The 21,210-nt window shown below is 43.7% G+C and carries 22 protein-coding genes; 8 read left to right on the forward strand and 14 right to left on the reverse strand.

The window, feature by feature from the left end; translation table 11 throughout:
* Positions 1 to 33 precede the first annotated feature (33 nt).
* The 4 genes from NAF17_RS00360 to NAF17_RS00375 all read right to left on the reverse strand — a co-directional run bounded on the left by NAF17_RS00360 (position 34) and on the right by NAF17_RS00375 (position 3,429).
* Positions 34 to 840: a 5'-nucleotidase, lipoprotein e(P4) family gene (locus tag NAF17_RS00360; RefSeq protein ID WP_252755989.1), complete on the reverse strand. Its 807-nt coding sequence runs from the start codon at positions 838 to 840 to the stop codon at positions 34 to 36.
* A gap of 18 nt (positions 841 to 858) precedes the next feature.
* Positions 859 to 1,404, reverse strand: coding sequence for a peptide-methionine (S)-S-oxide reductase MsrA (msrA, locus tag NAF17_RS00365; protein WP_252755990.1), 546 nt, complete (start codon positions 1,402 to 1,404; stop codon positions 859 to 861).
* Between the two features lie 187 nt (positions 1,405 to 1,591).
* Positions 1,592 to 2,350: a LytR/AlgR family response regulator transcription factor gene (locus NAF17_RS00370; protein ID WP_252755991.1), complete on the reverse strand. Its 759-nt coding sequence runs from the start codon at positions 2,348 to 2,350 to the stop codon at positions 1,592 to 1,594.
* A 5-nt stretch (positions 2,351 to 2,355) separates the two neighbouring features.
* Entirely contained in the window at positions 2,356 to 3,429 is a 1,074-nt protein-coding gene (locus NAF17_RS00375) for a sensor histidine kinase (RefSeq protein ID WP_252755992.1), read from the reverse strand.
* A 295-nt stretch (positions 3,430 to 3,724) separates the two neighbouring features.
* Here NAF17_RS00375 and NAF17_RS00380 point away from each other — a divergent pair, with 295 nt between their 5' ends.
* Complete coding sequence (locus NAF17_RS00380) at positions 3,725 to 4,102, forward strand: T9SS type A sorting domain-containing protein (protein ID WP_252755993.1); 378 nt, start codon at positions 3,725 to 3,727, stop codon at positions 4,100 to 4,102.
* A gap of 211 nt (positions 4,103 to 4,313) precedes the next feature.
* On the forward strand, positions 4,314 to 4,466 hold the full coding sequence (locus NAF17_RS00385; protein WP_252755994.1) for a hypothetical protein: 153 nt from the start codon (positions 4,314 to 4,316) through the stop codon (positions 4,464 to 4,466).
* Between the two features lie 309 nt (positions 4,467 to 4,775).
* Here NAF17_RS00385 and NAF17_RS00390 read toward each other — a convergent pair whose 3' ends face one another.
* Positions 4,776 to 7,115: a M1 family metallopeptidase gene (locus NAF17_RS00390; protein ID WP_252755995.1), complete on the reverse strand. Its 2,340-nt coding sequence runs from the start codon at positions 7,113 to 7,115 to the stop codon at positions 4,776 to 4,778.
* Positions 7,112 to 7,702 (reverse strand): HupE/UreJ family protein, encoded by a 591-nt coding sequence (locus NAF17_RS00395; protein WP_252755996.1) that lies wholly within the window; start codon positions 7,700 to 7,702, stop codon positions 7,112 to 7,114. The genes NAF17_RS00390 and NAF17_RS00395 overlap by 4 nt, the downstream gene beginning before the upstream one ends.
* Before the next feature lie 66 nt (positions 7,703 to 7,768).
* On the opposite strand from NAF17_RS00395, the gene NAF17_RS00400 reads away from it, so the two are divergent.
* The gene (locus NAF17_RS00400) at positions 7,769 to 8,242 is read left to right on the forward strand and encodes a DUF6702 family protein (protein WP_252755997.1); all 474 of its coding nucleotides are present in this window, start codon (positions 7,769 to 7,771) and stop codon (positions 8,240 to 8,242) included.
* 117 nt (positions 8,243 to 8,359) lie between these two features.
* Here the strand turns inward: NAF17_RS00400 and bshC are convergent, their stop codons facing one another.
* From bshC to rpmB, 6 genes are all read right to left on the reverse strand, one after another.
* The gene (gene bshC / locus NAF17_RS00405; protein ID WP_252755998.1) at positions 8,360 to 9,970 is read right to left on the reverse strand and encodes a bacillithiol biosynthesis cysteine-adding enzyme BshC; all 1,611 of its coding nucleotides are present in this window, start codon (positions 9,968 to 9,970) and stop codon (positions 8,360 to 8,362) included.
* A 116-nt stretch (positions 9,971 to 10,086) separates the two neighbouring features.
* Positions 10,087 to 11,421, reverse strand: coding sequence for a 30S ribosomal protein S12 methylthiotransferase RimO (gene rimO / locus NAF17_RS00410; RefSeq protein WP_252755999.1), 1,335 nt, complete (start codon positions 11,419 to 11,421; stop codon positions 10,087 to 10,089).
* Positions 11,422 to 11,557: 136 nt separating this feature from the next.
* Positions 11,558 to 12,520, reverse strand: coding sequence for a signal recognition particle-docking protein FtsY (gene ftsY, locus NAF17_RS00415; RefSeq protein ID WP_252756000.1), 963 nt, complete (start codon positions 12,518 to 12,520; stop codon positions 11,558 to 11,560).
* 170 nt (positions 12,521 to 12,690) lie between these two features.
* A complete protein-coding gene (locus NAF17_RS00420; RefSeq protein WP_252756001.1) occupies positions 12,691 to 12,852 on the reverse strand; it encodes a DUF4295 domain-containing protein in 162 nt (53 codons plus the stop codon).
* A gap of 77 nt (positions 12,853 to 12,929) precedes the next feature.
* Positions 12,930 to 13,112: a 50S ribosomal protein L33 gene (rpmG, locus tag NAF17_RS00425; RefSeq protein WP_067063463.1), complete on the reverse strand. Its 183-nt coding sequence runs from the start codon at positions 13,110 to 13,112 to the stop codon at positions 12,930 to 12,932.
* Positions 13,113 to 13,188: 76 nt separating this feature from the next.
* The gene (gene rpmB / locus NAF17_RS00430) at positions 13,189 to 13,422 is read right to left on the reverse strand and encodes a 50S ribosomal protein L28 (RefSeq protein WP_067063465.1); all 234 of its coding nucleotides are present in this window, start codon (positions 13,420 to 13,422) and stop codon (positions 13,189 to 13,191) included.
* A 427-nt stretch (positions 13,423 to 13,849) separates the two neighbouring features.
* On the opposite strand from rpmB, the gene acs reads away from it, so the two are divergent.
* Together acs and NAF17_RS00440 are read left to right on the forward strand one after the other, a co-directional pair.
* Complete coding sequence (gene acs, locus NAF17_RS00435) at positions 13,850 to 15,751, forward strand: acetate--CoA ligase (protein WP_252756002.1); 1,902 nt, start codon at positions 13,850 to 13,852, stop codon at positions 15,749 to 15,751.
* 187 nt (positions 15,752 to 15,938) lie between these two features.
* Positions 15,939 to 16,874 carry an alpha/beta fold hydrolase gene (locus NAF17_RS00440; RefSeq protein ID WP_252756003.1) on the forward strand — a complete coding sequence of 312 codons (936 nt, stop codon included), beginning with the start codon at positions 15,939 to 15,941 and terminating at the stop codon, positions 16,872 to 16,874.
* A gap of 8 nt (positions 16,875 to 16,882) precedes the next feature.
* Here the strand turns inward: NAF17_RS00440 and NAF17_RS00445 are convergent, their stop codons facing one another.
* Together NAF17_RS00445 and NAF17_RS00450 are read right to left on the reverse strand one after the other, a co-directional pair.
* Positions 16,883 to 17,743: an AraC family transcriptional regulator gene (locus NAF17_RS00445; RefSeq protein WP_252756004.1), complete on the reverse strand. Its 861-nt coding sequence runs from the start codon at positions 17,741 to 17,743 to the stop codon at positions 16,883 to 16,885.
* 12 nt (positions 17,744 to 17,755) lie between these two features.
* Entirely contained in the window at positions 17,756 to 18,568 is an 813-nt protein-coding gene (locus NAF17_RS00450) for an oxidoreductase (protein WP_252756005.1), read from the reverse strand.
* A gap of 207 nt (positions 18,569 to 18,775) precedes the next feature.
* On the opposite strand from NAF17_RS00450, the gene surE reads away from it, so the two are divergent.
* The 3 genes from surE (at position 18,776) to lpxB (ending at position 20,999) form a co-directional block, all read left to right on the forward strand.
* Positions 18,776 to 19,552, forward strand: coding sequence for a 5'/3'-nucleotidase SurE (surE, locus tag NAF17_RS00455; RefSeq protein ID WP_252756006.1), 777 nt, complete (start codon positions 18,776 to 18,778; stop codon positions 19,550 to 19,552).
* 97 nt (positions 19,553 to 19,649) lie between these two features.
* On the forward strand, positions 19,650 to 19,871 hold the full coding sequence (locus tag NAF17_RS00460) for a hypothetical protein (protein ID WP_252756007.1): 222 nt from the start codon (positions 19,650 to 19,652) through the stop codon (positions 19,869 to 19,871).
* Entirely contained in the window at positions 19,872 to 20,999 is a 1,128-nt protein-coding gene (gene lpxB / locus NAF17_RS00465; protein WP_252756008.1) for a lipid-A-disaccharide synthase, read from the forward strand.
* Positions 21,000 to 21,210 lie beyond the last annotated feature (211 nt).

Consider the following 21,210-nt stretch of genomic DNA (forward strand, 5'->3'; position numbering starts at 1 on the left):
AAATGAAGAGGGCTTAACAAAAACTTAATATGGCTACTGTCTATCCACCTTTACCTTTGCCCTAATAATCGAGTCCTTTTGCGCGCCGCTTAGCTTATAGTTGTAATTGAAAAGCGAACCTTCAAAATCGCCGTATGAGGGATTAGGGATCACAATATATTTATTGCCAAACTCTTTTTTCAATTGCCCGGTAGCAGCAGACCGGTTCATTTCATTGGGTTTATTATCGTAAAGGGCATCAAAATCGGGCAGGTTATCGCCGCAAAGGAGTACGATATTATAATTCTTCAGCACCTGTTGGCGGCGGGTTTCTTTACTGGATGCGGTTTGTCTTAACAGCGCATGCTCGTTATCAGTATTTGGCATATTATAACGCTGCAGGTTTTTAATGGTTCCCGCGCGTTCGTCCTCATCGCGGTTGGTAATGTAAAATACGGCTACACCTTTTGATGCCGCGTATTTAAAAAACGCGGGTGCGCCCGGCACGGTATCAGCCTCAGCTTTGGCCGTCCATACTTTCCATGTGGCAAGGCTATATTCCTGATTATTGGCAGCGCGCATGGCATCATAAGGACTATTATCTAAAACGGTCTCATCAATATCGGTAACTACAGCCAATGGCTTGCTGCCCGGGTTTTTTAGCGCTTCATCCAAGCGCCATTTGGCGGTGTTGTAAGCCTGGAAACAAAGTGCTTTATACTCCGCCGAACGCTGCTGCCATACCGAGGCCCAAACTTTGCCATTGTTGGCGATGTAAGCGGTACTTTCGGTTTTTTTTGGGGTTGAACAGGCGGCTAATAAAATAGTGCCGGCTACTAGCGCGGTTAGTGATCTTTTCATGTAAATGCGTTTAACCGGTTACAAAAGCTCTGGCTTTATTTTATTGGTAAATTCCTTCACAAACTTATTTAATTTGGGCTGGATCACCAAGGCGCAGTAAGGCTTCAGGGGGTTATTATTATAATAATTTTGAAGGTGATCTTCGGCCTTATAAAATTCGCTTAAAGGACTAAGTTCGGTTACAATGGGTCTGTCAAAAACCTGTTCGTTGGTCAATTTCTTGATCATGGCGTCGGCTTGCTGTTTTTGCTCTTCGATATTGTAAAATATGGCAGAGCGGTATTGCGTGCCCACATCGCCGCCCTGTCGGTTTAGCAGTGTGGGGTTGTGCGTTTTAAAGAAGATCAGCAGCAGTTCATTAAATGAAAGTTCATTGGCATTATATTCAACCTCAATCGCTTCAGTATGGCCGGTTTTACCATTGCTGATTTCCATATAGGTTGGGTTTGCAGTATGCCCTCCGGTGTAGCCGGATGCTACCGATATTACACCTTTCAGGTGTTGAAAGATAGCCTCCGTACACCAAAAGCAGCCGTTGCCAAATGTTATTTTCTGGATGTTCATTATATGATAAACGGTGATATGAGGGCTTTGGTTTAAATAGAAATAATCAAAGTGTCATTTCAAACGAGGTACAAGGAGAACCGACCGTAAGGAGCTCATCATAGATAAATCTTGTTAGATAGACAAGTGGACGACTTGCATAGAATAACAAGATTTCTTACTATCGTTTCGAAATGACAACGGCGGCTTACACCCACTTACTTAAAAACTTACTGAACTCATCCTTATACTGGTCGCCAATGGCGATGTTAATTTTGCCAATGTGCAGGGCGTTACGGGTGATAGAGTTGATCTTATTTAACGATACGATGTAAGAGCGGTGTACCCGCATAAAACGTTTGGCAGGTAGCTTTTCTTCCAGCGCTTTCAGACTGCTGAGGGTGAGGATGGCCTTTTCGGTATCTTTCAAAAAGATCTTTACGTAATCTTTCAGGCTTTCCATATATAAAATATCGCTGAGGGCTATTCGTACCAACTGATACTCCACTTTTACAAACAGGTAATCATCTTCTACGCGTTCGGGTGCAGCTGCGGGAGTTTCTAATACTGTAGGTGTAGCATTAGACTTATTCACCAATTCTACATAAGCCAGGGCCTTGTTTGCGGCGTGCAAAAACTCCTCGTAATTGAAAGGTTTTAGCAGGTAATCCAACGCATCCACTTTGTACCCCTCCAACGCGAACTGGTTATATGCCGTGGTGAAAATAATGCGGGGCTTGTTTGGTCCGCGACTGTCCAGCACTCGGGCAAGCTCGATACCGTTCAAGTTGGGCATCTGGATATCCAAAAATATTAAGTCTACCTTGTGGCCCTGCAATCCACCTAAAGCCTCCACGGCGCTGCCGTAGCGGCCAACCAGGTTAAGGAAAGGTGTTTGCTCAATAAAAGCGCATATGAGCCCTAGGGCTAAGGGTTCGTCATCAACAGCGATGCAATTTATGGTCATGGTGCTTACAGGTTGATGGTTAAGTTAACAAGGTACGTATTATCATCGGTGCTCTCAGCCACTTTTAAAGTGTATTTGCCGGGGTATAGCAGGTCTAACCTGCGGATGGTATTATTTAAACCAATGCCCTGGTTCTCTTCGATATTGGTACCTTGGGTTTTAAAGATGCCGTTCTTCACCATCAGGTTTACTTTGTTGTTATTCTGTTCGATAATCACCTCAATGGTGCTGGCCTGAGTATCGCTCACGCCGTGTTTAAAGGCGTTTTCTACAAAAGTGAGGAACAGCATAGGCGCTATGGCAAAATCCTTTAAAGGGCTTGGAGGGATGAAATTTACGGTTACCCTTTCAGTTAGGCGCAATTGCATCAAATTGATGTAATCTTTTATAAAGGCAATTTCCTGGCTGAGTAAGGCGGTACTGTTTTGGGTGTCGTAAAGCACATAACGCATCATGCGCGAAAGCTGGTGAATGGCAGTGCGTGATGTTTCTACATTCACTACCGTAAGCGCGTAGATGTTATTAAGGGTATTGAAAAAGAAATGTGGATTGATTTGCGCTTTAAGGAATGACAGCTCCGAGCTTATTTTTTCCTGCTCCATCTCCTGGTGGCGCTGCTTGTCCTTCTGCCAGATCTGTGTGGTGGTGATACTTGTGCTGATGCCTATCACCAATGCAGAAATAGCCAGGGTAAGTATATCGTAACCGTGATGCTTGCGTGTGCCACCTTTGGATGGCCCCATTTTCATAAAGGCTTCGCGGAAAAGGCGCGGTAGTTCCAAATATCTGTCTAACCAACTGGTGGTGATCATGATTACAGCTACGACCAATATAGCCGATAGGAAATAAAAACCTATACGGTTCTTGAGTAAAAACTTGGGAACGAGATAGTAAGCATTTAAATAGTATGCTGCGATCAATAGCCCAAAAGTGTAATTCTGCTTTACCCAAAATTCGTGAGGTACCTCAATACCCCAGCCAATGGGTTGATTAAACAGCAATACAATGCCCAGCACCACCCATATTAGGGTTTGGATAAGGATGCTTACCAGCTTGCTTTTAGATTTTTGAACTATCATTTTGCTTGGGTTTATAATTAACAGGATATCACAATATTACAAAGGATATAGCCATAATGCCAATTAAAATCTACAGGCGGGTAAAGTTTACCGACGGGCACCTCTTTTGAACCGTTGTAGGTAGTCCAGGCGTTATTTATCACCACAAACCGACTTTTAAAGACCAAAATCCGCCCTTCGTCTACTTCTTTTTGCTGCCGGTCTATCGCGTTTTTTTATTTGCATAAACCGCTGTTTCTTTGGGTATTGAAAGTCAATAACAAAAATTTAAAAAACATATTTAAAAAAAAACATCATGAAAAAGTCATTCACATTAGCAGCATTATTATTAGTATTAAGCACCGGTTTATTCGCAGCATCACCTGCCAAAACATTTAAAAATGAGGTCGACGAAAACGGCACCGTTGTTATCCAGGCCATGCGCACCGCATTAGGTTTCGGCGTGAGTATCCAAAACGCGGCAAAGGCAACCGTTACCATCACCGATAAAAACAACAACGTAATATTAGCTGATAATTTAGGCAGAGGGAAATCGGTTGAGAAAGCCTACAACCTGTCTGAATTGGAGAATGGTAACTACACCGTAACCGTTAACAACAACAATACTACCATAACCAAACAATTGCACGTGTACGAAGAGTACGGCAACAAAGCTTACATCTTTATACAGTAAGCAGCCCAATGGGTGGTGGGCTTAGCGGCCCTCCACCATTCTAAAAATATAGCAGAGGGCATGGATGTTTCTTTTGTGAGATTTAGTTAACCTCTGTGCTCTGCTGCTTTGTAAATGTTGCCTTTATGGCTTAATTTGTGTGTAGCGTTTAAGAATATACACATACTTGTAATTAAAACATTTACACACTATTAAACTTTTCAAAACGTTGATGCTATCAGCAGTAGCACTTGGCACTGTAGCATTTAGTTCCTGTACTAAAAATGATGACAATAATGTTGCATCATCTGCGACCATTACTGCCAATATCGATGGTACATTAATAACATTTGATAAAAAGTTTCAGGTGTTACCGGTTCTTTAAACGGAAGTAACGCCTATGATGCGGATAAGCCCGTTGTAAAATATACAACATCAAACGAATCGGCCTTACCAATAACGGAGATGTTTCGAATATCGTAAAAGTTGCAATTTCTGTTGCGAAGCCAACTAATATTCAGGGTGCTTTTAATGGCACCCTAAAGGTTCATTAGACGGCTTTGATCCTGTTTTTGCAAGCAAAATCATTACCAACGTTAAGTTTAATATAACGCTGGTTAACTAATAAACGGTGTAGAGATTAGGTACAGAAACCGATATAAAAGCCTCCCGAAATATTTCGGGAGGCTTTTTGCTATTGCGTGGTTTTTCTTGATTCCTGCATTGGGTTGGCTCCGCTTGTAGCACCACGTGGCAGGGTTTGCTGTTTAAACAGCTCGAAACGTGTTGGTGCAAACTCCTTTGGCCAACTGTTGTTGCCTTCGTCAATGTCGGCGGTTTCGCGTTCAGGGTCGAGTTTGATGGAGCGCACCTCTTTGTTTTTAGCGAATACCTTGGTTATTTTTTGTTCGTTATGGCGCCATATGTAGGCCGAGATCTTTTCGGTTTCTTTACTGCCATCAGCATACGTCCACTCTATAATTAATGGCGATACACAGCCTCCACGGTTGGTCAAGCTAAGCTCGTAAAAGAAATTTTTGGTATCGTACATTTTCTTTTCGTCCGCACTTAAGCCGTTGTACATAGCCTGATAGCTTTGGGTGGTCATCGGCGTAGCGGCAAACCTGTCCCACTTGCTGTAAAAATCTTGCAGGGCGGTGTCGGCCTCCACCGTAAATTTATCGCCCGCGGCTTTGTTACGCTTGTTGCTGATGTTCTCCATATTGCGGTCAAACTGTTCGCGGTCGAACGTAGCTTCGTTAGCCGGGTTTTTGGTGTTGATGCGGTAATATTTTACGCTATCCAGGGATATGTCAACAGGGTCGGTCCCGTAGAACCAGCCGCGCCAAAACCAATCCAGGTCAACCGCCGATGCATCTTCCATGGTACGGAACAGGTCGGCAGGGGTAGGGTGTTTAAACGCCCAGCGGTGCGCGTAAGTTTTAAAGGCGTAATCAAACAGTTCGCGGCCCATAACGGTTTCGCGCAGGATATTTAATGCCGTTGCCGGTTTAGCATAAGCATTAGGGCCAAAGCGGGCGATGTTCTCGGAATTAGTCATGATGGGCTCCAACTCGTTCTTTGGCAGCTTCATGTAATCAACAATCTTATAAGCCGGACCGCGCTGCGATGGGTAGTTAGGGTCCCAGGCCTGTTCAGTCAGGTACTGGCAAAAGGTGTTTAAGCCTTCATCCATCCATGACCACTGGCGCTCATCAGAGTTTACGATCATCGGGAAAAAGTTATGCCCAACTTCGTGGATGATCACACCAATCATACCGTTTTTGGTAGCCTCGCTGTAGGTGCCGTCCTTTTCGGTACGGCCGTAGTTAAAGCAGATCATCGGGTACTCCATACCGTTTGATGCCTCGACAGAAATAGCCACCGGGTATGGGTAAGGGAACGTATGTTTTGAATAAGTACGCACAGTATGCGCCACAACCTTGGTTGAGTAACGGCGGTACAAAGCATAGGCTTCGGGGCCGTAGTAAGACATCGCCATTACTTTTTTACCGCCATCAATTTGGGTCGACATGGCGTCCCAAACGATCCTTCGCGAGCTTACCCATGCAAAGTCTCTTACGTTCTCTGCGTGGAAGGTCCATGTTTTGCGGGCGGTTGAGTGGCCTTTCATCAGTTGTTTAACCTCGTTAAGGTTTACTACTTCAATAGGTTGGGTAGCGTTTTGCGCGTCGTTCCAGCGTTTTAGCTGTGCCGCGGTTAACGTTTGCGCGTAGTTGCTGCACTGGCCTGTACCACCAACAATATGGTCGGCAGGTACGTTAATATTTACTTTAAAATCACCAAACGTTAGGGCAAATTCGCCACGGCCGGTAAATTGTTTATTTTGCCACCCTTGAAAATCGCTGTAAACGGCCATCCTTGGGTACCATTGCGCCATGGTGTACAGGTAATTGCCATCCTCGGGAAAAAACTCGTACCCACCACGGCCACCTATGGTTAAGCGGTCGCTGATGTTATACCACCATATAACTTTAAACTTAAATTTCTGGCCCGGCTGCAAAGTAGCAGGCAGCTCTACACGCATCATTGTTTGGTTAATAGTGTAGGTAAGTGGGTTGCCGTTAATATCTTTAATGCTCACGATATGGTTACCCAAGTCCAGGTTGTGGCCCATGATGCCCTGCAACTGCAGGATGCTCATTTTGCTTTGCATTTTACTTTCGTCGAACTTCAAGTTCTCAGCATCTTTTTTATGTTCGTTCTCGTCCAGCTGTAACCAAAGGTAGGTAAGCGGGTCGGGCGAGTTGTTGGTGTAGGTGATGGTTTCCACACCGTCAAGACGTTGCTTATCATCATCCAGTTTGGCAGTTATTTCGTAATCGGCCTTTTGCTGCCAGTATTTTGGCCCCGGCGCGCCCGATGCCGAGCGGTACTCGTTGGGGTCGGTTATCATGGTGCCCAGTTGTTCAAATTTGTTGCCGTGGTTGGAGCCGGGGTTGTTTTCGTTTTGCGCTACCGCTGATGCAGAGGCGAAAAGACAAAGTGAAAGGACGTAGTAAATTTTCTTCATCTGAATTTGATTAATACAAAGCGTTCGATGCACATAATGAAAGCTACCCCAAATATAGCTGATGAAAGGAACAACACCCAATCCCTGCGGGGCGTTTTTAGTAATTTTATGACTACATGGGCTAAAATAAGTACCGTAAGTACAATTAATACCTGCCCAAACTCTAATCCCACGTTAAAAGCGAATAACTCCGCCGTAATATTGGTGCTGGTACCCAACAGACTTTTTAGATAATTAGAAAAGCCCAACCCGTGGATCAACCCAAATATCAGCGCTAAAAAATAGCTGAAGCGGACGGTTTTGGCAGAGCGTTCTTTATTAAAGATGTTCACCATACTGGTGAGCACAATGGTTACCGGAATGAGAAACTCTATAAGGGATGTGTTTGCCCTCACCACTTTTAACACGCTTAGGGCAAGAGTGATGGAATGGCCAATGGTGAAGGCGGTTACTAATACCAGCACTTTGCGCCAGTCGGCAAGGAGGTAGGTGCCACAAAGCACGGTAACGAAAAGTATATGGTCATAGCCCTGCCAGTCGCAAATGTGTTGCCAGCCAAGCTGAAAGTATAAGCCAAAATCCTGCATGGATATTAATTAGCGTTTAACAATAAAAATAGCGTTTTTTGCGTAAAGATATATTTTACAGGCAATATGCAGGCTTTATTCATTATTTGGTTCGGGTTGATGCACCCCTTTTATGTGAGCGTTACCGAGATTAAACATAACCCTAAAACGCAAGCCGTTGAAATAAGCTGCCGCATGTTTTATGACGACCTGGAGCACGCACTCGAAAAAGATAATAAGGTAGCCCTGGATATTGTAAAACCTAAAGATAAAGCACAGCTTAACCGCTTCATAAACGAGTACGTTAAAAAGCACCTCAGCATCCGTGCTGATGGCAAGGTGTTAAACCTGAGCTATTTGGGTTACGAAATTCAGGAAGATGGTGCGTGGGCTTATTTTGAAGTAAAAGGCATTTCGTCTGTAAAAAAGATCGACATTCATGATGACCTGCTGAACGCATTACACCCCGAACAGATCAACATGCTGCACGTAACTATTGGTGGTAACCGCAAAAGCACCAAACTTGACGCGCCCGATGCGGATACGAGTTTTAGTTTTTAGGAAAAGAATTAAAAATCTGTTATTGCGAGATACGAAGCAAACTCTTTGCTACACCGAGCGGCGATTCCTATGTAGAGATTGCTTCGTGCCTCGTAACGACGCGTGTAAATAAGAGACCTACTCCGTCAGCACCGTAAACTTAAAATCTAACGGTTCAAAATTGCGGATAAGTTCGTCAATGAAAAGCTGGCCCCATTTTACGTAGCTCAAACCAAAATTCTCTGAACGTTCCTGCAGGCTATTGTTTGGGAAGATATCTGCTTTGATGGATTCGATCTGCTCCAGGCGGATATGGTAATTGCGTTTTTCGGCCTTTACCATTTTTTTTTGCAGGTTATCAATGGCGTGTTTTAACCGCGCCTGTACTGCACCTGCAGATGGCTCAAGTGTAGGGTCTATTTTGTGCGAACGTAGTTTTATTTTTTCGAAAACGCGTTCCAGTTCACGCCATTCTTCGGCGAGGGTGAGGTCGTGGTTGCTGTGTGCTTTTACCCAGCCGTTTTTGATCTCGTCGGCACTTTTAAAGATCTCGGCAGGGGCAAGCTCCATGCTTTTTATTTTGGCGGCGGTTTCCTTGCGGATAATTAGGCCAGAGTTACGCAGGATCAGGATAGGGAAATCAACTTTATAATGGGCGAAGTTTGATTTTAGCTCCAGCCAGTAAACTACCTCGGCACCACCACCTACGTAGGCTATATTTGGCAGGATGCATTCCTGATACAAGGGGCGCATCACCACGTTCGGACTAAACCTTTCAGGCGCTGTCTTAATTTCCTGTTTCAACTCCGCCTCGGTAAAGCTGATGTCCGTATTCATTACGTTGTAGCGGTCGTTCTCAAAAACAAGGCGCTCCCGCAGGTTGTCCTTCAGGTAAAAGAAGTTGATCTCGCGCGGGTTTACCTGGATATGCACGCCAAGCTTTTGTAATTGCTCGTTAACCGCGGTAATATTTTTATAGCTGTTTTGCTGGATGATATCCTGCTCGATAATAGGAGCAAAGGACTCTTTAAGGCGATGATCATCAGCATCGATAATAACCAGACCATAGCGGCCAAAAAGGGCATTCACCAAATAGCGGGTAGCATCGGCAAGGTGATCGAACTTAGTGTAGGCGGTTTCTACCATTTCACCCAATTCAGACGAGTGGCCGTCTATTCCCAGCACACCTTTATATTGGTTTAGCGCCTGGCGCATGGTATCAGGATTGATCCGCCCTGTGGCGCCAGAAGCCTCGTACCACCAATGTACCTTTTTACCACCTATATTGGTGTAGTTTATTTCGGCAAAATCATGATCTTCAGATGCCATCCAATAAACGGGTACAAAGTTCTTGTCGGGATGGGCCTCTTTGAGTTGCCTGCACAATTTTATGGCGGTAACTATTTTGTAAATAAAGTAAAGTGGCCCTGTGAATATATTAAGCTGGTGACCTGTGGTAACGGTGTATGTATCGTTGTGTTTAAGCAGTTCGATGCGTTTGCGGATAAAATTGGCAGATTCCAATTCCGGCTCGCCATTTTGCGAGTTGCCAAAGTATTGTTCCAATAAAACTTCTGCAAGCAGGTCGCGGTTGGCAATAACTTTTTTGTGCTCAAAAAACTTCGCGAAGCCTTCCAGGGTTGGGCGCTCGCCGTAAAATGACCTTAATTCCGGAACGTTCTCCAGATAATCGATAACCGTTTGGGAAAAATACCCAGTCTCTTTATAGTCAATACAGGCTGCGTCCATTGTTTGTGAATTTCGGATGTTCGATTTCGGATTTAACCAAAATCAGATATCTAAAAATGAATGCCGAAATTAGATTTTAATATCTTAATAGCAACACGCGCCCTGTAAAATTGGTTTTATTTTACAATTTGTCCATAAAGGTCAAAGTCCTCGGCCGTATCAATCTTTACATTAACAAAAGTGCCAACTGCCGCGTAATCTATAGACGCGTCGATCAAAACTTCGTTATCTACCTCGGGCGAATCAAATTCGGTACGGCCAACAAAATAACCACCATCTTTTTTATCGATAAGCACCTTGTAAGTGTTGCCGATCTTCTCCTGGTTTTTGTCGAAAGAAATGCCTTGCTGAATTTCCATAATGGCATCGGCGCGTTCCTGTTTTACTTCTTCAGGAACATCATCAACTAAACTATGGGCATGTGTTTTTTCCTCGTGAGAGTAAGTGAAACAGCCCAAACGGTCAAATTTAGTATCTGCTACCCATTGTGCCATTTCTTCAAAATCGTGCTGCGTTTCGCCGGGGTAACCGGTGATCAGCGTGGTACGCATGGCGATGTTGGGCACCCGGTCGCGAATCTCGTTCACCACATCAATGGTTTTTTGCTTGGTTAACCCACGGCGCATCGATTTTAGCATGTTATCTGTAATGTGCTGTAGCGGCATATCCAGGTATTTGCAAATATTATCGCGTTCGTTCATCACATCCAAAACTTCCATAGGGAAGCCCGAAGGATAAGCGTACTGCATCCTGATCCATTCCACACCGTTAACGTCGCTAAGGCGACGCAATAACTCATCCAGGTTACGTTTGCCATATAGGTCGAGGCCGTAGTAGGTAAGGTCCTGAGCTATCAGGATCAATTCTTTGGTGCCATTCTTAACCAGGCTTTCGGCGTTTTTCACCAGTTGATCCATCGGTGTGCTTACGTGTTTGCCGCGCATCAATGGAATAGCGCAGAAAGAGCATGGGCGGTTACAACCTTCAGCAATTTTAAAGTAAGCAAAGTGCGATGGCGTGGTTAATAAACGCTCGCCAATTAATTCGTGTTTGTAGTCGGCGCCGATGCTTTGAAGGATGTTTTGAAGGTCATTTGTGCCGAAATAAGCGTCAACATTGGTGATCTCGGCCTCTAATTCAGGCTTATAACGTTCGCTCAGGCAACCGGTAACGATCACCTTACCAACTTTGCCCTGTTCTTTAAGTTCGCTGTATTGCAGAATGGTATCTATAGATTCCTGCTTGGCATTATCTATAAAGCCACAGGTATTAATAACGATGATATCATCGCTGCGCATTTTATCAGACTCGTGAACCACATCATAGGCACTGCCCTTAAGCTGGCCCATAAGTACCTCACTATCGTATATGTTTTTTGAACAGCCCAAAGTAACCACGTTTACACGAGGCTTCTTTTTAAGTATCGGCTTTGTAATTTCTTTTGTTCTCATTGCTCTATTTCCACGCTGTTATTGCGAGGTATAAAGTAATCTCTTTGCTTTACAGGCGGCTTGTCCTCTGTAGAGATTGCTTCATACCGCGCAATGACGCTTTTATTTTATTAGCGCTTAAGCGCTAATTTATTTCTTACTTGAACAGACTGTTTACGAATTCATTCCTGTCAAACAATTGCAAATGTTCAACACCTTCGCCTACGCCTATATATTTTACCGGGATCTTAAACTGGTCCGAAATGCCTATCACCACCCCTCCTTTTGCCGTTCCGTCAAGCTTAGTTAGGGCAAGGGCGTTAACAGCAGTAGCTTCGGTAAACTGTTTACATTGCTCAATGGCGTTTTGCCCGGTTGATGCATCCAGTACAAGCAGTATCTCATGCGGTGCGCCGGGGACTACCTTTTGCATCACATTTTTGATCTTGGTAAGCTCGTTCATCAACCCTACCTTATTATGTAAACGGCCTGCGGTGTCAATAATTGCCACATCGTCGCCATTGGCAACTGCCGAACGCAGCGTATCATATGCTACAGAGGCAGGGTCGCTGCCCATGGCTTGTGCTACAACTTTAACATCTACACGTTCGCCCCAAAGCTTTATCTGGTCAACCGCCGCCGCGCGGAAGGTATCCGCAGCACCTAAAACCACTTGGTTGCCGGCTTGCTTTAGCTTGTGGGCCAGCTTGCCAATGGTAGTAGTTTTGCCTACGCCATTAACACCGACCACCATTATTACGTATGGCTTTTGCGAGCCGTACTCAAAAGTATGGAAATCGTTACTGTTGTTTTCGGCAAGCAGGTTTTGAATTTCGTCCTTCAACAGGTTGTTAAGTTCGGATGTATTAACGTATTTGTCTTTAGCAACACGTGCCTGTATGCGTTCGATGATCTTTAATGTGGTGCTTACGCCAACATCAGATGTTACCAGTACTTCTTCCAGGTCATCAAGCACATCATCATCAACGGTGCTTTTACCGGCAATTACTTTGGTTATCTTGGAGAAGAAATTGTCCTTGGTTTTTTCCAGGCCGGTATCAAGCGCCTGCTGCTCCTGCTGCGTGGTTTCCTTTTTCTTGAAAAAATCAAATAATCCCATAAGTCAGGTGTGCAGATTTTAAATGTGCAGATTTGCAAATTAACAATTCGAAGCGGGATGTTTGATGCCGGATAAACATATTCGTGCAACTTTCTATTAAACACCCATTCATAACAAAAAAAGCCCTCTCGTTATAAACAAGACGGCTTTTATATTTTTAATAAAAGTGATTACTGTTTACCAGTAATAGCATCTTTAATGTTATCGTTTGGAACGATCTGCTCTTTGAATGAGTAAGCGCCTGTACGAGGCGATTTGTTCATCGTGATCACTTTTGAAAACTCTTTACCTTTACCCTGTACTTTTAGGGTTGCAACTACTTTCTTAGCCATGTTTATATGTTTTTATAAGTTGTGCTTACAATTACAGGTTAGATATTAACCAGCAACCTACAGCAATCAAACTTAGATTATTTAATCTCTTTGTGTACAGTTACTTTCCTTAAAACCGGGTTGAATTTTTTCATTTCCAGTCTTTCAGTTGTATTTTTTTTGTTTTTGGTGGTAATGTAACGAGACATACCCGGCATGCCGCTGGTTTTATGCTCTGTGCATTCTAAAATTACCTGAACCCTGTTGCCTTTCTTAGCCATTTTCTTTTATGTTTTGAGTTGCCTGCCAATCGTTAAGATATCACATCTTTACCGTAGCCCCAACAATCTATTAATATTAAATAGAGCCTTTTTTTACAAACTTGTTGATACAAGCAGTAATACCATTTTTGGTGATAGTTTTAAGTGCCGAAGTAGATACTTTAAGAGTGATCCATTTATCTTCTTCAGGGATATAAAACCTTTTAAGTTTTAAGTTTGGATAAAACTTGCGTTTAGTTTTAACGTTTGAGTTAGAAACGTTAAAGCCATTCATGTAGCCTTTTCCTGTTAAATCACAAATTCTTGACATGACAAATATTTTTTAATTCTCGTTCTTTTCCTAAAAAGAGTTTGCAAATATCAGCTTTTTAACTGAAATAAACAACGGTGTTTTTAAAATATTTCAAAAAATATTTTAACGGTCTTGCTAAACTGTATTTCGCTTTAAAAATAGCGCAAACGTTTGCTTTATTTAATTCACCTATAGAATAAATTGCAAAATACAATTGTACACTTAAAGTATAGGATACGGTAAACAAGTTTCTTATCGTTGCTATTCAATTATAAAACCAATACAACCCAAAAATAAAACTAATCTGCATATTAGTATTTAGTAAAACATTTTAGCAAGATATATTTTCATTGTTATTGAGCTTTTTAAAATATTTTAAAAAGCTATTCTTTTAATATGCACCTAACACAAAAATTACTAATTTACGCCACCATTATATACTACCATGCAAGTTAAATCATTTGAAGAGTACCAGCAGGTTTACAAAAAAAGTGTAGACCAGCCCGAGCAATTTTGGGCAGAGATAGCCGATAATTTTTTATGGAAAAAGAAGTGGGACAAGGTTTTAGACTGGAACTTTACCGAACCAAAAATTGAATGGTTTAAAGGTGCCAAGCTAAATATTACCGAAAACTGCCTGGACCGCCACCTGGAAAAGAACGGCGACACCCCCGCTATTATCTGGGAACCAAATGACCCTGCCGAAGATCATCGCGTATTAAGCTACAAACAACTGCACGATAAAGTGTGCCAGTTTGCCAACGTGCTTAAAAATAACGGCGCCAAGAAAGGCGACCGCATTTGTATTTATATGCCCATGGTGCCCGAACTGGCGATTGCCGTTTTGGCTTGTGCCCGTATTGGTGCTATCCACTCGGTGGTATTTGGTGGCTTTTCGGCGCAATCAATTGCCGATAGGATTAAGGATGCCGAATGTAATATTGTGATAACTGCTGATGGTAGCTTCCGCGGGACTAAAGAAGTGCCGCTGAAGTCTATTATTGATGATGCGCTGGTGCAATGCCCGTCAATCAAAAAAGTAATTGTACTTACCCGCAGTCATACACCGGTATCTATGATAAAAGGCCGTGATGTTTGGTGGGAAGATGAGGTTAAAAAAGTAGAAACCCAAGGCAACCCGGAATGCCCTGCCGAAGAAATGGACGCCGAGGATATGCTGTTCATTTTGTACACATCGGGCTCAACAGGCAAACCCAAGGGTGTGGTGCATACCTGTGGTGGTTATATGGTTTATACGGGCTATACTTTTAGTACCGCGTTCCAATACCAGCCGGGCGAGGTTTATTTTTGTACGGCAGATATCGGCTGGATTACCGGGCACTCCTATATCGCTTATGGTCCGCTTACACAGGGCGCTACATCAGTAATGTTCGAGGGTATCCCAACCTGGCCGGATGCTGGCCGCCTTTGGGACATTGTAGAGAAGCATAAAGTAAATATATTATATACTGCCCCAACCGCCATCCGCTCGTTAATGAGTTTTGGCGATGATGTGGTGAAGGGTAAAGATTTTAGCTCGCTTAAAAAGCTTGGCTCGGTAGGCGAGCCGCTTAACGAGGAAGCATGGCATTGGTTTGATGAAAAGATCGGCAAGGGTAACTGCCCTATAGTAGATACCTGGTGGCAAACCGAAACAGGTGGTTTCATGATCTCGCCTATAGCCAATGTTACCCCATTAAAGCCCGGATACGCTACTTTGCCATTGCCAGGTGTGCAGCCTGTGCTGGTTGATGAGAGCGGTAAGGAGATAGAAGGAAACGGCGTAAGCGGCAATCTTTGTATCAAGTTCCCGTGGCCGGGTATGCTGCGAACTACTTACGGCGACCATGAGCGTTGCCGCACTACTTACTTTGCCACTTACCCTAACCTGTATTTTACCGGCGATGGTTGCTTGCGCGATGAGGATGGTTACTACCGCATTACCGGCCGTGTAGATGACGTGCTGAATGTATCGGGCCACCGTATTGGTACTGCCGAGGTGGAGAATGCCATTAATATGCACAGCAGCGTGGTAGAAAGCGCTGTGGTAGGTTACCCTCACGACATTAAAGGCCAGGGCGTTTACGCCTTTGTGGTTTGCCCCAACTTGCATGATGATGCCGAACTGACTAAAAAAGATATCATGATGACCGTATCGCGCATTATTGGCGCCATAGCCAGGCCGGATAAGATCCAGTTTGTGAGTGGCCTCCCAAAAACACGCTCGGGCAAAATCATGCGCAGGATCTTAAGGAAAATAGCAGAAGGTGATACTGCTAATTTAGGCGATACCAGCACCTTGCTCGATCCTGCTATAGTTGAGGAGATAAAGGAAGGAGCTTTGTAAAAAAGTAATTTACGATGAAAGATAAAAAGCAACTCAGTGCAGCTGAATAACTGATGTCTACTGAAGCTAGTAAAAAAGCTTTAGATGAAAGTATAAAACAATTGGAAGAGGGGCGAGGCATTAAAGTTTAAGTTGCAACAAATCGACTTAAATTCTGAAAAGTTTAAGGATAAGTTAATTATTTCTTATGACCGATACCCCCATCATCAACGGCAATAAACAATATATTTTAATAACCGGCGAATGCCGCGATAATCCGGTGTTATTGTACCTGCATGGCGGGCCGGGGACACCGGATTTCTTTTTTGTACGCGATATGTTAAAGCCTTTAGAAAACATTTTCACCATTTGCTATTGGGAACAGCGCGGTGCAGGCAGGTCGTACGCTACACTTGCCGATAAAAATTTGCTAACGCTGGAGCAGATGATCCTGGATGCAGAAGCGGTAACACGCTATTTGGAAGATAAATTCGGGCAAAGCAAAATCTACGTTTTAGGCCAATCATGGGGCACTTTTCTTGGGGCGCATTTGGTTAATCGCCATCCGGATCTGTTTCATGCTTATATAAGTGTTGGGCAGGTGACAGATCAATATCTATCCGAACTGGAATCATACGAATTTGTAAAACAACAGGCTGAGATCCGTAAGGATAAGAGCGTGATTAGTAAGTTGAATAAACATCCCTTCCCTGTGAGGGGTGCGGGTGTAAAGGGATGGTCGGCGTATTTGAATTTCCAGCGATGGTATGTGGCGGTTTATCGCGGCAGCATGCGCAAACAAAATATTTTTTTACCGGCGATATGGAAGCTGCTCTTCTGTAAGGAATATTCCCTAAAAGATAAGCTGAACTACATGAAAGGCGCGTCGCTTAGTTTAGATAAACTTTGGGATAATATCATCAGTACCAACATCAGCTATACCATAACCGAATATCAATTGCCCGTTTACTTTTTCCATGGCAAACACGATCATCATACTTATTACGAGGGCGCGCAAAATTACTTCGAGAAACTAACGGCACCCCAAAAGCGGTTCTATACGTTTCCCGATGCTGCTCACTTCCCGCATGTAGAATGTTTTGAGGAGTTTGAGCGGATAGTTAAGGAAGAAATTTTAGCATAGCATAAGTCTTACAAATTCGACGGGTTGTAACCAAAGTGCTTTTTAAAGGACGCCGAGAAATGCGATATATTCTCAAACCCAACCTCGAGGTACACCCCGGTTGGGTTCTGTTTTTTATGGGCTATGAGGTAATGCGCCAGCTCTAACCGCTTTTGATGCAGCCAACGCTCCGGTGGCTTAGTAAATGCTTTTTGGAAATCGCGTTTAAAGGTGGCTAAACTGCGCCCCGTTAACCTGGCGAATTGGCTTATGGCTATGTTGTATTTAAAATTGCTGTTCATAAAAGCTTCCAGGTCTATTTTAAAAGGCTCGGTAAAATCCAGCAGGAAATCGCGCAGCCCCGGTTTACGCAGCAATAGTTCAATAGCCTCGTTAGTTTTCATTTCGGCCATGGCCTTGCTTAGCTGGTCAGGGTTATCAAAGTAGGGCAGTAAAGAATCAAAATAACCTTTAATGAACGCGTCGCCGGTAAGGTTTATCAGAGGCGATCCTTTGTATTGGCCGTTCGCGTAAATATTATTATCAGTGCCGTATTTACGCAGGTGCTGCTGATCTATCTCGATATTGATTGCCTTGAACATGCCCCTGCCTGCAGGCGGCACTTTAACCGTTTTTGCGAGCTGATTTTTTCTGATGATACCTATTGAACCCTCCCCAATTACTTCTACGCCGTTGTTGGTGTAAAAATGGATCTCGCCGGCTATGATGCATCCAAGCGAATGCTCCTGCACCATTTGCTCATGCCCGCGTTTGGTGCGCGATGTGCACGAATACAGGATATTATGTTGCATATGCTCGCCACCCAGCCATTTCATTGGTGAAGCTTCCTGCTGATCTGAAAAAGGGATGTCTTTATTTTTTTCGCTCATGTTATTATTCAATTATTTCATTCGCGACATGATCATCTTGTCCATTAACCCATCTGATAATATGCGGCGCATAAACAACAACGGTTTTGCCAAATAACCTGCGGCGTATCTTGCTTTAGGCTTTTTCGCTTCTATCGCCTTTTTAATCAGTTCGGCAATAACTTCCGGCCCCGGGATCTTATCGTCAATTTCTTTAAAAGACTTATCCATCTTAACCACCATTTCCTTGTAAGCCGTTTCGCCGGATACTTTAACTAAACTATCCATCGCTATATCTCCCCACTCGGTTTTAATGCCGCCCGGTTCAACAACTATCACATCAATTCCAAATGGCCTAACCTCATTACGCAGACTGTCGCTCAGGCCCTCAATCGCAAATTTACTGGCATGGTACCATCCGCCAAAGGGCATAGCAAATTTACCGCCTATTGATGATATGTTCACTATTTTACCAAACTGCTGTTTACGCATATGCGGCAAAGCCAGCTGGATCAATCGCGCGGCGCCAAAAATATTTACTTCAAGTTGGTAACGGGCATTTTCAATGGTTACATCTTCTATTGCGCCATATGAGCCAAAGCCCGCGTTATTGATCAGGATATCCAAGCGCCCCTCGGCGGCTATAATATCCTTTATCCCTTTTATCATCGATGCATCGTCTGTTACATCCATCGCGAGGGTTTTAACATTCAATTGTTCCAGCTCTTTTAACTTGTCGGTGCGGCGTGCTGCACCATAAACAATATAGCCATTTTTTTGGAGGAAGGCGGCTGTTTCTTTACCTATGCCGGCAGAAGCGCCGGTTATTAAAACTATTTTTTTCATGTTGTTGTTTTAAATCTGTTTAATATAGCAAAGGTGGGGTTAAAACAGTAGTGCCATTTTCGCCAGCGGCTCAACTTTATTTGGCTAACGGCTCAGGTTTGCGTTGCTTCATTTTTATATCCCAAGCAATAAAAACTCCTATGATAAACAGAATTATTTAATACACATCCACCCAAAGCTTAATTCAATTATCGTTATTTTTGCCGCATGGCTAAATCTAAACAACCCACGATACTTGTAGTAAACGATGATGGTATAACCGCGCCGGGCATAAAAGCTCTGATGCACACCATGAAAGAGCTTGGTAGGGTTGTGGTTGTTGCGCCCGATAGTCCGCAATCGGGCATGGGGCACGCCATTACTATTGGTAAACCGCTCCGTTTAGATGAGGTTGACATTTACGATGGGATTGAAATGTACCGTTGCAGCGGTACCCCTGTAGATTGTGTGAAGCTTGCTGTAACCAAAGTATTCAATGGCGTAAAGCCCGATCTGTGTGTGTCGGGTATCAATCACGGACTTAATAATTCCATTAATGTATTGTACTCTGGTACTATGTCGGCGGCTGTTGAGGGGGCTATAGAAAGCATCCCGTCTATTGGTTTTTCTTTAGACGATTACTCTATGCAGGCCGATTTTGAGCCTTCCCGAAAATATGTGAAAGAGATAGCGCAGCAGGTGCTGGCCAACGGCCTGCCTGTGGGCACAGTGCTTAATGTAAATTTCCCGGCAGGGGATAAAATAAAGGGCATTAAAATTTGCCGCCAGGCCAACGCCAAATGGGCCGAAGAATTTGATATGCGGATGGACCCCTACAAACGCCCGTATTACTGGCTAACCGGTGTGTTCCAGAATAACGACCACGGCGAGGACACAGACGTTTGGGCACTAGATCATAATTACGCGTCTGTTGTGCCCGTGCAATTTGATATGACCGCGCACCACGCTATACCCGTTTTAAATACCTGGACGTTTAATGTTTAAAAAGAATAACCTTTCAACCACCTCTAAATCTCTCCCGGAAGGGGAGACTTTAAAGTCCTCGCCAAAGAATAATCTTTTTGTAGGTATACTATATGGCATGATACCACCGGTGCTTGCATGGGTGATATTCGTGGTGTTGTTGAAGAATGACGCTGTGATAATGGATAAGCCAGCAATGCCGTATCTTATAGCCATCGGGATAAATTTGGTGATGCTACGTTTTTCTGCAAGGGCCTACCTGGATAAAACTTCAACCGGGATAATGTTAGCTACCTTTGTGTGCACGCTGTTGATATTCATCTTAAAAGTATACCGATAAATGAAGTACTACCTGGTAGCCGGCGAGGCATCCGGCGATTTGCACGGCGCGAACCTGATGAAAGCTTTAAAAGAGCTTGACGGCCAGGCCGACTTTCGCTTTTTTGGCGGCGACCTGATGAAGACCGAAGGTGGTACCCTCGTAAAGCATTACGCCGATATGGCCTTTATGGGTTTTGTAGAGGTGGTTATCAATTTGAATACGATCCTAAAAAACTTAAAGAAATGCAAAGCGGATATCCTGGCTTACAAACCGGATGTTTTGGTACTGATAGATTTCCCAGGTTTTAATTTGAAAATAGCTGAGTTTGCCAAAGCGCAGGGAATTGAAGTGTATTATTACATCTCCCCAAAAGTTTGGGCCTGGAACCAGAAACGTGTATTGAAGATTAAAAAGGTTGTCGACCATTTGTTCTGCATCCTGCCGTTTGAGGTGGAATTTTACAAAAGTTGGGGGATGGAGATCGATTACGTAGGCAACCCTCTTTTAGATGCTGTTGATGCTTTTAAACCCAATCCTAATTTCATTGTAGATAATCACCTTACCGGTAAAAAAATAGTTGCCCTGTTACCCGGCAGCCGCAAGCAGGAGATAAGCCGCTTACTGTCCGAAATGCTGGGCGCATTAGAAAAATTCCCCCATCACCAATTTGTGGTGGCAGGCGCGCCGTCGTTCAATGCCGAATACTATAAACAATACCTTGGCGATAAAAATATCCCCGTGATATTTAATGCCACTTATGATATACTCGCCAATGCAGAAGCCGCGGTTATAGCATCTGGCACCGCAACATTAGAAGCCGCATTATTTAATGTGCCGCAGGTAGTGGTTTACAGGGGCAACGCGCTCACCATTGGCATTGCCCGTATGCTAATCAAGATAAAATTTATATCGCTGGTAAACCTCATTATGGGCAGGCTAGTGGTGGCAGAACTGATTCAGAAAGATTGTACCTCATTGAAAATTACTGAAGAACTAAATAACCTGCTGCACAACGCCCACCATCGCCAACAAATGCTGGCCGATTATGATGCGCTTGATGAGCGGATGGGCGCGCCCGGCGCCTCGGCAAAAACGGCTAAACTTATTGTAAAATACGCTCAAGACATGAAAGCCTTGCTATTTTAGCAAGGCTTTCATGTCTTAAAGAGATGTTGTAGATTATATGATTGATTAGGCGGCTATCAACTGTTGTTGAGCAACTTTCTGTTTGTTGCTTAATGTAAACTGATTTCTCTTTATGAAAGCCTTAAGGTCTTCCATCAATAAGTTTTTTAATTCGTTATCAAAACGAGTAACTAATTTACTTTTTTGCAGGTTTGTATTGAGCTTTCATAGT

Source organism: Mucilaginibacter aurantiaciroseus (assembly GCF_024055595.1).
In the GTDB taxonomy this organism is placed as follows: domain Bacteria; phylum Bacteroidota; class Bacteroidia; order Sphingobacteriales; family Sphingobacteriaceae; genus Mucilaginibacter; species Mucilaginibacter aurantiaciroseus.

What these genes read in the sequence shown, in the direction of transcription:
- msrA (WP_252755990.1), bottom strand. Translation starts at nt 1,404, where the DNA reads ATGAACATCCAGAAAATAACATTTGGCAACGGCTGCTTTTGGTGTACG.
- NAF17_RS00390 (WP_252755995.1), bottom strand. Translation starts at nt 7,115, where the DNA reads ATGAAGAAAATTTACTACGTCCTTTCACTTTGTCTTTTCGCCTCTGCA.
- rimO (WP_252755999.1), bottom strand. Translation starts at nt 11,421, where the DNA reads ATGAGAACAAAAGAAATTACAAAGCCGATACTTAAAAAGAAGCCTCGT.
- acs (WP_252756002.1), top strand. Translation starts at nt 13,850, where the DNA reads ATGCAAGTTAAATCATTTGAAGAGTACCAGCAGGTTTACAAAAAAAGT.
- NAF17_RS00385 (WP_252755994.1), top strand. Translation starts at nt 4,314, where the DNA reads ATGCTATCAGCAGTAGCACTTGGCACTGTAGCATTTAGTTCCTGTACT.
- rpmG (WP_067063463.1), bottom strand. Translation starts at nt 13,112, where the DNA reads ATGGCTAAGAAAGGCAACAGGGTTCAGGTAATTTTAGAATGCACAGAG.
- NAF17_RS00400 (WP_252755997.1), top strand. Translation starts at nt 7,769, where the DNA reads ATGCAGGCTTTATTCATTATTTGGTTCGGGTTGATGCACCCCTTTTAT.
- bshC (WP_252755998.1), bottom strand. Translation starts at nt 9,970, where the DNA reads ATGGACGCAGCCTGTATTGACTATAAAGAGACTGGGTATTTTTCCCAA.
- NAF17_RS00440 (WP_252756003.1), top strand. Translation starts at nt 15,939, where the DNA reads ATGACCGATACCCCCATCATCAACGGCAATAAACAATATATTTTAATA.
- NAF17_RS00460 (WP_252756007.1), top strand. Translation starts at nt 19,650, where the DNA reads ATGATACCACCGGTGCTTGCATGGGTGATATTCGTGGTGTTGTTGAAG.
- NAF17_RS00450 (WP_252756005.1), bottom strand. Translation starts at nt 18,568, where the DNA reads ATGAAAAAAATAGTTTTAATAACCGGCGCTTCTGCCGGCATAGGTAAA.
- NAF17_RS00380 (WP_252755993.1), top strand. Translation starts at nt 3,725, where the DNA reads ATGAAAAAGTCATTCACATTAGCAGCATTATTATTAGTATTAAGCACC.
- NAF17_RS00360 (WP_252755989.1), bottom strand. Translation starts at nt 840, where the DNA reads ATGAAAAGATCACTAACCGCGCTAGTAGCCGGCACTATTTTATTAGCC.
- NAF17_RS00370 (WP_252755991.1), bottom strand. Translation starts at nt 2,350, where the DNA reads ATGACCATAAATTGCATCGCTGTTGATGACGAACCCTTAGCCCTAGGG.
- NAF17_RS00445 (WP_252756004.1), bottom strand. Translation starts at nt 17,743, where the DNA reads ATGAGCGAAAAAAATAAAGACATCCCTTTTTCAGATCAGCAGGAAGCT.
- rpmB (WP_067063465.1), bottom strand. Translation starts at nt 13,422, where the DNA reads ATGTCAAGAATTTGTGATTTAACAGGAAAAGGCTACATGAATGGCTTT.
- lpxB (WP_252756008.1), top strand. Translation starts at nt 19,872, where the DNA reads ATGAAGTACTACCTGGTAGCCGGCGAGGCATCCGGCGATTTGCACGGC.
- ftsY (WP_252756000.1), bottom strand. Translation starts at nt 12,520, where the DNA reads ATGGGATTATTTGATTTTTTCAAGAAAAAGGAAACCACGCAGCAGGAG.
- NAF17_RS00375 (WP_252755992.1), bottom strand. Translation starts at nt 3,429, where the DNA reads ATGATAGTTCAAAAATCTAAAAGCAAGCTGGTAAGCATCCTTATCCAA.
- NAF17_RS00395 (WP_252755996.1), bottom strand. Translation starts at nt 7,702, where the DNA reads ATGCAGGATTTTGGCTTATACTTTCAGCTTGGCTGGCAACACATTTGC.
- NAF17_RS00420 (WP_252756001.1), bottom strand. Translation starts at nt 12,852, where the DNA reads ATGGCTAAGAAAGTAGTTGCAACCCTAAAAGTACAGGGTAAAGGTAAA.
- surE (WP_252756006.1), top strand. Translation starts at nt 18,776, where the DNA reads ATGGCTAAATCTAAACAACCCACGATACTTGTAGTAAACGATGATGGT.